The organism is Pseudovibrio sp. W74 (genome assembly GCF_001623085.1).
Taxonomy (GTDB): domain Bacteria; phylum Pseudomonadota; class Alphaproteobacteria; order Rhizobiales; family Stappiaceae; genus Pseudovibrio.
The window spans coordinates 70649-82995 of sequence record NZ_LMCJ01000017.1; the positions used below are offsets into that span (position 1 = coordinate 70649).

Consider the following 12347-nt stretch of genomic DNA (forward strand, 5'->3'; position numbering starts at 1 on the left):
CAGTGGGCACCTTTAAGCCAACGCGAATGCACAAACGGTATTTCTCCCGTAAGTATAACGGGGCACCGATGCCTTACTCTGTGTTTTTCTATAAGGGGTATGCCATTCATGGAACGGATGTGGTTAAGCGCTTGGGTGCGCCTGCTTCACACGGTTGCGTGCGGTTGCATCCGAAAAACGCCAAGAGATTGTTCAGTTTGATTCAGGCAAATGGCCGATCAAACGCAAGGATTGTAATTGTGAAATAGTGAGCACGCTTTACGTGCAGCGCTGAACATGATGTGATATCGGTCAAATAAGGCCCTTTACCCTTGCGAGCGCGTGGGTTCCTTACTAAATCAAGGGCTAAGAGATGTGCTTGAAGGCTTGTGAGCGGAAGAAGCAAGTCGGGTCGCAAACGCCTGCTCCTTCCGCTGTAGCGCTGAATACGCATAACTCAACAATCAGCGTGTCTTTCCTAACGCTAAAATCTTGCCAAAAGGTTGGCACGCTGATTTTTTTGAAAGACTTTTTTAGGGATAAAACGATTTTTTCTGAGAGTTGTGTGTCGGGAGGACGCATTGCCCAAAGAAAAAGAGGGCTTTGAATACACGCTCAAAAACCCTCTTTATATTCTCTAAAGCTGATTACGCAGTACCTTGATATCAGCTGCTTATTTAAAAGCAAAAGCTGTGCCAGTTTTGCGATAAATTTTTGGCACAATATCTGGGGTGGCTGCGCTTCTTCTCTCCAACATGCGGGTTAATTTAACAGGTTGCTTACCTATGCTGCGTCGCAATTTGCAATGCGGTTTGGGAGTGTTAACCTTTGCGTTCAGGTCTAGTTAAACTCGTGGTCCAGGTTCAGCGTGCTTCGTTTGCCAATGCTGTCGTAATTGTCGTGCGCCCACTTCTTTGCAGCCTGGCGTCCAATGTCGTGCAAAAGTTCTACAAATTCCCACTGGGCGTTTACCTTGGATGAAGCTCCGAAAGGGGCGAGATCTTTTGTTGCTTCTATTCTGTGCATGTAAACGCGGGTGTATTCGTTCGAATCAAGGCGGCCTTCATCAATCAGTCGTGTCACAAACTCAATAGCGCGAAGCTCACGCAGCAGAGTTGAGTTGAAGGTGATCTCATTCATGCGCTCTGAGATTTCCTGAGCGGTGTGCGGAAGTTCAACTCTCTCAACCGGATTGACCTGAATAAGAAGTACGTCGGTAGAGCCACCGTGTTGGAATAGTGGAAACAAAGGCGGGTTGCCCATAAAACCACCGTCCCAATAGGCCTCGTCACCAATTTCTACCGCTTGATACATATGTGGCAAGCAACCAGACGCCATGAGTGAATCAAGGGTGAGTTCTTCCTTTGCAAAAACTTTGATTTTCCCGGTTCGAACATTGGTAGCGGCGACATAGACCTGCATCTGGCCGCAACTTCGCACACGTTCGAAGTTGATTTGCTCAGCAACGAGGTCGCGGAGTGGATTATAGTTGATTGGGTTTAGTTGGTAGGGAGACATGACGCGAGAAAGCAGGTCCCATGCCAGATATGTCGGAGAGTTGTCCATGCTCCAATTGCCACAATAAACATCCATTGGGCTGCGTTGGAACGGACTGGTCTCTGCAGCTGCGCTGACGGATTTCCAAAAGCGGGCGAGGGCATCTCTTGCGCCTTGCTGCCCGCCTTCAACGAGGCCATCGGCCATGACGGCTGCATTCATGGCACCTGCGCTTGTGCCTGAGATGCCAGTGATCTCCCAATCTTCGTTTTCAAGGAGCCAATCCAGAACGCCCCAGGTAAAGGCGCCGTGTGCGCCTCCACCTTGTAAGGCCAGATTGATTTTCTTTCGTTCTTTTTTCGCTGTCTTCCGAGTAGTCGCCATATGGACCTCCATGGGCCGCTTGGAAAAGAAAACTCCGGGAAATCATCTGAGCGTTATTGTGCTGTCCAACCGCCGTCCATTGGCAAGAGAGTGCCGGTGATTGAAGCGGCTGTATCAGAGCACAAGAACACGGCTAGGCCGGCAACCTGATCGACTGTCACGAACTCTTTGGTTGGCTGAGCAGCGAGCAGGACTTCTTTTTTCACCTGCTCCTCAGTCATATTACGAGCTTTCATGGTGTCAGGGATTTGCTTTTCGACGAGCGGAGTCCAGACATACCCGGGGCAAATGGCGTTCACTGTGATGTTGTTTTCTGCAACTTCCAGTGCAACGGTTTTGGTCAAGCCTGCGATGCCGTGCTTTGCCGAAACGTATGCCGACTTGAATGGAGATGCTACCAATGCGTGAGCGGACGCGGTGTTGATGATGCGACCCCAGCCTGCTTTGCGCATGTAAGGCACGGCGGTGCGGATTGTGTGGAATGCGGAGGACAGGTTGATCGCGATGATGGCATCCCATTTGTCGACCGGGAAATGCTCAATGGCTTCAACATGCTGAATGCCTGCATTGTTGACGAGGACATCTACAGAACCGAGGGATTTAACCGCATCGTGGATCATTGCGTGAATTTCATCAGGCTTGGTCATGTCGGCTGATGAGTACACGCACTTTACACCAAAGTCGGCTTCGATTGCAGCGCGCTCTTTCTCAATGGCATCGGCATCGCCAAACCCATTGATCATGATGTTGGCGCCTTGCTCTGCCATTGCGCGAGCGTAAGCAAGCCCGATGCCTGATGTGGACCCAGTGATTACAGCGGTTTTTCCTGAGAGCATTTCGAGTCTCCTGCCCAAATGTATTGAAAAAAGAGTTGGTGTGAGCTTGCGCCACTTTTTAATCTGGTTGCATTAGCAAAAAGCATAGTTGTTTAGCGTGCAGTGCAAAAAGGTCAAAACTGACCACCGATCTGTCTTTTGTCCTTAATGGAAGGTTAGAGATGAGTGCATTGCGTCAAAAGTCGCTGGCTATTTTCAGTAGGCTGATGATGGAGTGGACCTAGCATCATTCTGAGGAGAGGTTTACTGTGAAAACTTGGGGTGCATGATGGCGTCTTGAGATGACATCAAACTGAATTGAGCGTGCGCTAAAAAGTTGACAGTGCGGGCTGCATGCTGCACTTGCTTGCCTAAAGATTTATCCCAGTGGAATGATCATGACTGACAAGAGCCAAACCTATATTTCTTCCCCGTTTCCGCGCCGTCGTTCTGTGGCTGTAGACGTTGGTGGGGTTATTGTTGGCGGCGAAGCGCCTGTTGTTGTTCAGTCCATGACGAACACCGACACCGCTGACATAGATTCAACGGTTGCGCAGGTTTCTGCTCTGGCGCGTGCCGGATCCGAGCTGGTTCGTATTACGGTAGATCGTGATGAAGCTGCTGCAGCTGTTCCGCGTATCAAAGAGCGTCTGGACCGGATTGGGGTCGATGTTCCGCTGGTCGGAGATTTTCACTACATCGGACACAAGCTGCTGGCAGATCATCCTGATTGTGCTGAAGCGCTTGATAAGTACCGGATTAATCCGGGCAATGTTGGCTTCAAAACTAAAAAAGACAAGCAGTTTGGCCAGATCATCGAAATGGCGATGAAGCACAATAAGCCTGTGCGTATTGGTGTGAACTGGGGCTCTCTGGATCAGGAGCTGCTGACACACCTGATGGATAAAAACCAAGAGGAAGGCTCTCCGCTGACTGCGCAACAAGTGATGCGCGAAGCGATTTGCCAATCTGGTTTGTTGTCTGCTCAGCGTGCTGAGGAATTGGGGCTTGGCCGCGACAAAATCATTTTGTCTGCGAAAGTCTCACAGGTTCAGGATTTGATTGCCGTTTATACGGATCTGGCACAGCGTTGCGATTATGCCCTTCACCTTGGTTTGACTGAAGCTGGTATGGGCACAAAGGGCATCGTGGCGTCCTCTGCTTCCATGGGTATTCTGCTTCAGCAGGGCATTGGCGATACCATTCGTATTTCGCTGACACCTGAACCAGGTGGGGACCGAACGCGTGAAGTGCAGGTCTCTCAGGAACTGTTGCAGACAATGGGTTTTCGCAGTTTTGTTCCGATTGTTGCTGCGTGTCCGGGGTGTGGACGTACGACCTCCACAGTCTTTCAGGAGCTGGCTCAGGACATTCAGGCGCATATCCGCGAGAGTATGCCGAAGTGGCGTGAGCAATATCCGGGTGTTGAGGAGCTCAACGTTGCTGTCATGGGCTGCATCGTGAACGGTCCTGGTGAATCCAAGCACGCTGACATCGGTATATCTTTGCCTGGTACTGGTGAAACACCTGCTGCACCTGTGTTTGTTGATGGTGCTAAAACTGTTACTCTGCGTGGGCCGAACATTGCTGATGAGTTTAAGGCGATGGTTCTGGATTATATCGAGAAACGTTTTGGTACTGGCGTTTCATCTGAACACGAGATTTCCTAGATGTCGCTTGAGCGGTTTGTCAAAAAAGTAGAACACAAAATCAGAGAAAGCGCTCCGAAGGAAAAACCTTCGGTTCTGGTGATCTCTTCACAGGTTGTCAGCGGATGTGTTGGCATGCGCAGTGCTGTTTTTGCACTGGAGCGCATGGGCTTTAATGTCTGGATGCTGCCTACGATTGTTCTGCCATGGCATCCGGGACAAGGTGCTGGTGAGCGTATCTCGGCCAGTGAAGAAGCCTTCAAGCATATCGTTGAACAGATTTGCGCCAGTGATCGTTTGGGCGCTGTGAAGGGTGTTATCTCTGGCTACATGGCAAATGCAGCTCAGGTTTCTGATGTTGCTAAGATTGTGCAGGAAGTGAAGACTCGCAATGATGATGCGGTCTATCTGTGCGATCCAGTCATTGGTGACAAAGGTGGTCTTTATGTTGCCGAGCCGATTGCTGAAGCTATTCGTGACCAACTGTTACCGCATGCTGACGTGATTACGCCAAACCGTTTTGAGCTGGCCTGGCTTAGCGGGTTTGGTACTGAAATGGAAAATGAAGCTGTTGCGGCAGCGCGCACGCTGCAAGTGGAGCGGACGATCATTACATCGTCGCCAGCAATCCGTCGCAATTCCATTTCCAATTTGCTGGTTGGGCCGCGTGGTAGCCTTGCGATTGAACATGCGGAAGTGCAGGGCGCACCGCATGGCACTGGTGACTTGTTGGCAGCGCTTTATCTGGCTCGCAGTCTGAGTGGGCAGAGTGATGAAGAGGCATTGAAGAAAGCGACAGCTTCAACGTTTGAGTTGGTTGCGCGCTCTGTCAAAGTTGGTTCTGATGATTTGCTTTATGCTGAGCACCAAGATCCGCTTATCCAACCGATGGCGCTTGTGAACACTCGCCGCGTGGTAGAGGCGCCTGAACGTGCCTGAAGCGGTGGCAGTTGATCCCGTCTGTGTGGCTGGGGTTGACGGTTGCAAAGCAGGTTGGATTGCCGTTTTCCGCTGGGTTGGCTCAAACCGTGCACCTGAAGTGCAGATCTTTCCTCATTTTGCAGATTTTCTGGCCTCTGAGCATGAGCCGCATAAAATTGCGGTCGATATGCCGATCGGGCTGCCGGAGAAGATTGGCAGCAATGGTCGTGGGCCTGAGAAGGCAGTTCGTCCTCTTTTAGGTATGCGACAGTCAACGGTGTTTTCTATTCCCGCGCGGGCTGCGATCTATTGTGAGGATTATCGCGAGGCTTGCTCCGCTGCGCTAGCGCATTCAACACCACCCAAAAAAGTATCCAAGCAAGCGTTCCATATCTTCCCAAAAATTCGGGAGATTGATCAGCTCATGACGCCTGAGTTGGAAGCGCGGGTGTATGAAGTTCATCCTGAGGTGGCATTCTGGCGCTTAAACGAGCAGGAGCCCATTGCTATTCCTAAGAAGGTCAAGGGAAGCAGCTATCCTGCGGGTTTGGATGCGCGGAGAGATTTGCTTGTGCAGTTTGGCTATGTGGCGAGCTTTCTGGACCAAAAACCGCCCAAAGGTGCTGCTCGGGATGATCTGATGGATGCTGCTGTGAATGCAGTTATTGCTGAGCGGTTGCTGTATGGCCATGCGGAGCCATTTCCGGCAGACTTCGGGCGAGATGAACGCGGTCTGCGCATGGCAATCTGGGCTTAGCTATTGTCAGGCTCGCGGCTTGCCAGTACGTCCAAACGTGGTGCATGGCCGACTCTCTTAAAGCTTTTGAAGCCTTGCTCCTCCAGAAGGTTTTTGAGCATGTTTGGATCAGGCCATCTGACATCTCTCTCATAGAAAACTGATTGAACTCGAGGAAAGAAGCTTGTCTTGATGAGCTCTTTAATCACGGTTTCTTCGTGCCCTTCGGCATTGAGTTTGACCACGATGTCGATTTCATCGGTGATCATCTCATCTAACTGCTGGGCAGAGATGGTTTGAATCTCTTCGGTTTTTTCGTCTGAATGCACGGTGTTCTGGCTGAGGGATGCGCCGCCGCTATGGGTTTTGCTGAGGAATATCTTAGCTTGGCCAGTGTGGTCGGAGACTGCTGCCTGCACTGCCTTTATGCGAGAGGTAGCAAGGTTTAGCTCAATGTTTTGTTCCAGTAATTGGAATGTGCTGGCAACAGGCTCGAAAGCTATGACTTGCTTGCAGTTCGTATTTTGAGCTGCAAGCAGGCTGAAGAGGCCTTGATTTGCGCCGATATCCAGCATGATGAAAGGTTTTTCATAGTCGACGAGATAGCTGGTGAGGAATGTGCCGTAACCACCTTCGCAGCACATGCGGAATGTGGCGTCGAAGACATTGGGTGTGAGTTCAACACCATACCTCGTCAGAATGCCGGAGGAGAGGCCTAGTCGCACACCCCAGGACATTGGAATGTACTTTATGTAATAGCCAAGGAGCCCACGTAAGTGGCGGCGTTCGTTGATGTACTCTTTGCTGTGGTACTTTCCAAAGAAGGTTTTTGAGCCTGGCATTTGCCTAACCTGACTTGTTGATCTTCATTGAGACCAGCGTACATAAGTCAGGCTAGGTTTCGGTTAACGTTGCGTCAAGTGTCCAAACAATTGAGTTGTTGGTGATACTTAGGTCAGGGTTGCTTTTGAAGCTCGTAAAGGATCAGCTAATGAAAGGCGTACAAGTTGAGCAAAGAACAATACACCCATTCCTGATGAGAGAAAGTGTATTTGCTTTGCATATTCTCGCAAAGAAGCAGAGCCTGTTTCTGAGTAATAGATAATCGCAATTATAGATAGAGCGGCAGCAGCTATGCTTATGGTCGTTGGATACAGTCGCGACCGTTTAGTAACTAATAAGTATAGGGCGAGTATGCAAATAGCGATATTGAAAATTACTTTCCAAGTATTGAGTTCCCATGGGATTTCAAAAAATTTTGTATCTAAAAGCATAACTAAAAAGAACACACCTATGGCTCTCCAGTTGCGTTCGTAGATGCATTGACCAATGGTAAAAACAATACCGGTAATAGTGATCACTGCGGTCCCTAACATCACATACCAAAGAAGGTGGATTTCTGTAATGTTAGGTGGCAGGCTGGTTATGCTCATGCTCTAGACACCTCGGAAATTTATGAGAAAAATCTAACCTAGGTAAGCAGGATGCATATATAAATACAATCTTTGATTGCAATATTAGATGTGGCCCTGAAGTTTACTACAGGACCGCCATATACCAACTGCAACGTCACAATTGCGGTTTGATGCGTGGTGCAGGGGCGGCTGGGTATGGATTTACGACCTCTGCAACGATCTTCTTCTCTTCACCAACACGACTGTTAGAGAACAGGGATGTGAAGTAGCTGAAAGCACGTTCTGATTCAGAAGCTTTTTGCGGTGCTGGGGATGGTTCCTCAGATGCCAGCGCCAAAACTTTTGCAGCTTCTACATTCACAGGCGTTGCGTTTGGTGCTTCTGCTTTTGCGACGTCAGTTGTTGAGGTGCCACCAAAGAACGCTGCAATCTTTTCTTTGCGGCGTTTACTGCTTTCCATAGCGATCTGGATCTCAGCGGTTTCGCGTGCGTCTCGGGTTTGCTTTTCTGCTACTGCTACCGCGATGTGCTCAGGCACTGTGTAGGCAGGGCAAGCGCCGCGTGCATTGAATTTGGTTCCGCGTGCGTCTGCCTTCGCGTTGAAGACATATTCTTTTTCACAGACTTCAATGGATGGTGGGCGTTTGGTGACTTCAAAGTGGTCATAGCCACGCTTCAGCATGCGCCAGAACTCATAATGCTCGGAACTTGCGTTCTTGGCCATGTTGTTCGGTGTCATGCGGAATGGGAAGGCCTGAACCTGAAACTTTCTCTGTCCGCCAAGGAAGCTATCGCGACCCAGAGAGTAGATATCTGCGATCTGCTCGTCCGTCATGGCGTAACACCCACGAGAAGAGCAGGCACCATGGACCATCAAGTTTGAGCCTGTGCGGTCATGAGCGCGGTCAAACTTATTCGGGAAACCAAGGTTGAATGCGAGGTAGTAAGAGGAGAACGGGTTCATCAGGCCCGGTGTGACTTCGTAGAAGCCTTCTGGTGCCTGACGGTCGCCTTCCTTAAACTTCGGGCCGAGTTTGCCTGACCATTTGCAGATCTCATAGGTTTCCAGCAAAGCATACTGGCCTGATTTGGTCTGTTTCCAGATCTCCAATTCAGACTCTTGCTTGAACAGACGAACCATGATTGGAGACTTGAGCTCCATGTCTTTGGATTTCATTCTGTTGGAAAGGCTTTTGCTCACAGGTTGCTGGTGCTTCTCAGCGCCAAACTCTGTTCCCTGACAAGCGGCTAGCGTTAAAGCCAGCGCAAGCGCAGCAGCACGCTTTACGTTCTTGCCAGTCTCTCCCTGAAACACTCTAATCATGTGCTTGACCCACCATGCTGGGGCTAGTTTGCCCGAACCCCAATCTCGACTCGATACTAAGACTATCTGGGTTAAGGTTGATCGAATCTTACCACAGATCATTCTCTCTGAGATTGTGGGGTATTCCCCAAGATGCACTTTCCCCCGAGTTTGATTGGATCAAACAAAAAAGGCATCAGATATACTTCTGATGCCTTTTATAAAAAATTTAGTGGATACCCACAATAAATCCTAGGTTCGAATCAACCGAGTTCACGACCTATGCGTAAGAACTTCTCGCGACGCTGCTTCTTGAGCTCGTCTGCAGACAGACCAGCCATCTTACTCAGAGCGGTTTCAATCGAGTTGCCAGCGCGATCAATTACGATCTCTTTTGCGCGGTGAGCACCACCGATTGGCTCTTTGATGATCTCATCAATGACGCGGAAGCTGGAAAGGTCTTCTGCAGTGATCTTCATGTTGGTTGCCGCGTCTTGCGCGCGGGTGCTGTCGCGCCACAAAATGGATGCGCCTGCTTCCGGTGAGATCACGGAATAGATGGAGTGTTCCATCATTGCTACGTGGTTGGTGGTTGCAATTGCAATTGCACCGCCTGAGCCACCTTCACCAATGACGATGGAGATGTTTGGAACTCCAAGACCGAGGCACATGTCAGTTGAGCGTGCGATTGCTTCTGCCTGACCGCGCTCTTCTGCGCCGATACCTGGGTACGCACCTGCTGTGTCCACAAAAGAGACAACAGGGATGTTGAAACGGTTTGCCAGTTCCATGATGCGGACGGCTTTACGGTAACCTTCCGGACGTGCCATACCGAAGTTATGCTTCAGGCGGCTTTCGGTGTTGTTACCTTTTTCTTGACCAAGAATAGCGACTGATTGTCCACGAAAACGACCAAAGCCTGCGATAATGGCGCAATCCTCGGAGAATTTGCGGTCGCCGGCAAGAGGCGTAAAATCTGAGATCAGGGTATTGATGTAGTCCAGTGAATGCGGACGGTCTGGATGGCGGGCCACCAGAGTTTTCTGCCAAGGCGTCAAGCGAGAATAAATGTCGCTGAGTGCTTGATCTGCTTTTTCCTGAAGACGGGCAATCTCGTCTTCCACATCAACCGCTTCCCCACCTTCAGCCAGGATTTTCAATTCCTGTACTTTACCTTCAAGGTCAGCAACTGGTTTTTCGAATTCGAGGTAACTGCGCATATTGGATATTCACTCGTAACAATCAGCGGGCTTGACCCGCCGACTAAAAGGCGTTGGACCGCGCTATAATTTTGGCGCGACACTGGCGACAGCTGGGTCATCTGTCAAGGCTTTGCATCACAAATGTGGGTGTTTGAACCCCTTCAGACAAGAAGGTTTGGGATTAAAGTGCAAATCCTATCTGGAAGCTGTTTTTTTGCGAAGTCCTGACGTCTGCGGCATATTGAGTTCTGCTGCTTCCAGGACAAGTGTACCTGTCGATGTCGGAATGGAGACCTTGTAAGGAATAAGAATACGGGTGTTTCCGATCGGTGCGAGCCATGTCTCAATGTTTGCGTTTTTGGCCAGATACTGAACAGCCTTTTTCTCTGGACGATGTCCAGCAACGGGCTCCCAGCGTGCAGAACAGACGACAACCGGACCGTTGTAGCCTTTGCCTGAGACTTCACGCACTTCTTTGAACTTCATATTGATATTGAAGCGCGCCCAACCATCATAAATTGGCAGTTTGCGATTACATACTGATGGATCAAGCACTTTTGAGCGGGACGGTGCGCGTACAATCGCTGCACTTAACGGGTCCATCGCATTGAGCTTGTGCTTGCCAGTGACCTTAACGCGGGTCTTGGACGGTTTGTATTTTGGCGTGACCTGAGTTGTACGGACATGGCCAGACCCCTGACCGAGATTGACATAGAAATCTCGGTTGGATGCACGAGAGGCCATGGTGTAGGTGCTTGGAAGGACTTTTGCGCCTTTCATCCACCCGGTCGCGTGTGCGCCGCCTTTGCCTGTGGAGAAGAGGGTTCCAATGCCAGCTGGCTCCATACCCACTTTTGCGGAATAGGCGTTCTCTCTGAGGATAAGCGATAAGGAGCCTTTTGCCACAGTGAAGCCTGCATAAGAAATATTGTAGACACCGCCGAGGCGCTCTGTTTTCCCCAGCGCAGCTGTGGATAGTGTGCTAAATGAAAGTGCTGCGACGGCTATTACGCTCGATTTGCCAAGAAAATTGCAAACCTTAGAAACTGTTACTCGCACGATACTGTACCTCCGCAGCCGCAGACATTCGCGCCTGACAGCCTGAGAACTCAGGAAACTGAACAAAAAATTCAAACTCATTGAAATATGAAACTACCTAAACATGGTAACACGGTGGTTAAGAGATGTGAGTTTGTTCGAGTTTTGATTGAAATATGGGCTTCGAACAGGCAAATAGGCAGCAAAGCCTTGACGAATTCTGCTGTACTAATTATAGCAAGCCAACTTTTCCGTACAGGGCCGGAGGTGGTTCCGCGTGACCGTGGTGTCCGCGACCTGCCGGTTTTAACAGAATGCGCCCAAAAATGAGGGCGCCTACAAATTAAAAGGGTGACCCTCATGGCACGCCGCTGCGAACTTACCGGTAAAGACGTGATGACCGGCAACAACGTGTCTCACGCAAAAAACAGGAGCCGTCGTCGGTTCTTGCCAAACCTTTGCAATGTTTCCCTGATGAGTGAAACTCTCGGCGAAACTTACAAACTGCGTATCTCTGCACACGCTCTGCGTTCTGTTGAGCACCGCGGTGGTTTGGACGCATTCTTGGCGAAAGCAGTTGAAGCTGAGCTTTCTCCTAAAGCGCGTTTGCTGAAGACCGAAATCAAGCGTCGTCAGGCAGCTGCTTAATCACATCATTCTTGAAAGGGATTGAACGTGACTAAGTCGAATACTGCTCGACCACTGGCTCTTGCCATTATGGCAATGACCACAGTGGTCGTTGCTTCGAATTACCTTGTTCAATTCCCTGTTCAGGGAATGTTCGGGGCTGTTAATCTGGCAGACCTGCTTACTTGGGGTGCATTCACTTATCCAGTGGCATTCCTTGTAACTGATTTGATTAACCGACAGTTTGGTCCTGCTGCTGCACGCAAAGTCGTGTACGCTGGCTTTGCTGTTGCTCTGTCTATCGTTTTGGCAACACCACGCATTGCAATTGCGTCAGGAAGTGCATTCCTGATTGCTCAGTTGCTGGACGTGACTGTGTTCCATCGTCTTCGTGATGGTCGTTGGTGGAAGGCGCCTGTCGTCTCTTCTACACTGGGCACCATGCTCGATACCGCGCTGTTCTTTAGCCTTGCTTTTGCTACACAGTTTGCGTTCTTGGGTTATCACGATGCGTTTGCGGTAGAAGTTGCACCATTGTTTGGTGTGTTTGCTCTGGAAGTTCCTCGTTGGGTTTCCTGGGCGATTGGTGACTTCAGCGTAAAGATCATCGTTGCGATGAGCATGCTTGTTCCATACCGCATCGCATTGGGAGTAATCGGCGCGGTACCTGCTTCGCAGCGCGGATAAGCTGTTCGTTTGAAAAGAATTTAAAAAGGCATCGGATTTGGTTCCGGTGCCTTTTTTTGTTTTTGGGATTGAATGTCGGTGCAGCTCACAAAGA

The 12347-nt window shown here is 49.9% G+C and carries 13 protein-coding genes; 6 read left to right on the top strand and 7 right to left on the bottom strand.

Translation table 11 applies throughout. The features are described from left to right. Positions 1-68 precede the first annotated feature (68 nt). On the top strand, positions 69-248 hold the full coding sequence (locus PsW74_RS29710; RefSeq protein ID WP_343286498.1) for a L,D-transpeptidase: 180 nt from the start codon (positions 69-71) through the stop codon (positions 246-248). A 571-nt stretch (positions 249-819) separates the two neighbouring features. On the opposite strand, the gene PsW74_RS11620 is transcribed toward PsW74_RS29710, so the two are convergent. Beyond that, positions 820-1860 carry a patatin-like phospholipase family protein gene (locus PsW74_RS11620; RefSeq protein WP_063286085.1) on the bottom strand — a complete coding sequence of 347 codons (1041 nt, stop codon included), beginning with the start codon at positions 1858-1860 and terminating at the stop codon, positions 820-822. A 53-nt stretch (positions 1861-1913) separates the two neighbouring features. Continuing rightward, the gene (locus PsW74_RS11625) at positions 1914-2696 is read right to left on the bottom strand and encodes a 3-hydroxybutyrate dehydrogenase (protein ID WP_063286084.1); all 783 of its coding nucleotides are present in this window, start codon (positions 2694-2696) and stop codon (positions 1914-1916) included. Positions 2697-3073: 377 nt separating this feature from the next. Between PsW74_RS11625 and ispG the strand changes: the two genes are divergently transcribed. The 3 genes from ispG to PsW74_RS11640 are packed head-to-tail and all read left to right on the top strand — an operon-like array spanning position 3074 to position 6002. Next, complete coding sequence (gene ispG, locus PsW74_RS11630; RefSeq protein WP_193775892.1) at positions 3074-4345, top strand: flavodoxin-dependent (E)-4-hydroxy-3-methylbut-2-enyl-diphosphate synthase; 1272 nt, start codon at positions 3074-3076, stop codon at positions 4343-4345. Beyond that, on the top strand, positions 4346-5263 hold the full coding sequence (gene pdxY, locus PsW74_RS11635) for a pyridoxal kinase (protein WP_063286082.1): 918 nt from the start codon (positions 4346-4348) through the stop codon (positions 5261-5263). Continuing rightward, positions 5256-6002, top strand: coding sequence for a DUF429 domain-containing protein (locus tag PsW74_RS11640; RefSeq protein WP_063286081.1), 747 nt, complete (start codon positions 5256-5258; stop codon positions 6000-6002). Before pdxY ends, PsW74_RS11640 begins: the two co-directional genes overlap by 8 nt. Here the strand turns inward: PsW74_RS11640 and PsW74_RS11645 are convergent. The 5 genes from PsW74_RS11645 to PsW74_RS11665 all read right to left on the bottom strand — a co-directional run bounded on the left by PsW74_RS11645 (position 5999) and on the right by PsW74_RS11665 (position 10960). Next, positions 5999-6823, bottom strand: coding sequence for an FkbM family methyltransferase (locus PsW74_RS11645; protein WP_063286080.1), 825 nt, complete (start codon positions 6821-6823; stop codon positions 5999-6001). The genes PsW74_RS11640 and PsW74_RS11645 overlap by 4 nt on opposite strands. Before the next feature lie 108 nt (positions 6824-6931). Beyond that, positions 6932-7414: a hypothetical protein gene (locus PsW74_RS11650; protein ID WP_063286079.1), complete on the bottom strand. Its 483-nt coding sequence runs from the start codon at positions 7412-7414 to the stop codon at positions 6932-6934. Between the two features lie 136 nt (positions 7415-7550). Continuing rightward, complete coding sequence (locus PsW74_RS11655) at positions 7551-8720, bottom strand: murein L,D-transpeptidase family protein (protein WP_063286078.1); 1170 nt, start codon at positions 8718-8720, stop codon at positions 7551-7553. A gap of 242 nt (positions 8721-8962) precedes the next feature. Continuing rightward, on the bottom strand, positions 8963-9919 hold the full coding sequence (locus PsW74_RS11660) for an acetyl-CoA carboxylase carboxyltransferase subunit alpha (protein ID WP_063286077.1): 957 nt from the start codon (positions 9917-9919) through the stop codon (positions 8963-8965). 177 nt (positions 9920-10096) lie between these two features. Then, complete coding sequence (locus PsW74_RS11665) at positions 10097-10960, bottom strand: DUF3108 domain-containing protein (RefSeq protein ID WP_082596891.1); 864 nt, start codon at positions 10958-10960, stop codon at positions 10097-10099. 339 nt (positions 10961-11299) lie between these two features. Between PsW74_RS11665 and rpmB the strand changes: the two genes are divergently transcribed. Continuing rightward, entirely contained in the window at positions 11300-11587 is a 288-nt protein-coding gene (gene rpmB / locus PsW74_RS11670; protein WP_057463517.1) for a 50S ribosomal protein L28, read from the top strand. Between the two features lie 69 nt (positions 11588-11656). Then, positions 11657-12253 (top strand): VUT family protein, encoded by a 597-nt coding sequence (locus PsW74_RS11675; protein WP_063286438.1) that lies wholly within the window; start codon positions 11657-11659, stop codon positions 12251-12253. The last annotated feature ends 94 nt before the right edge of the window (positions 12254-12347 follow it).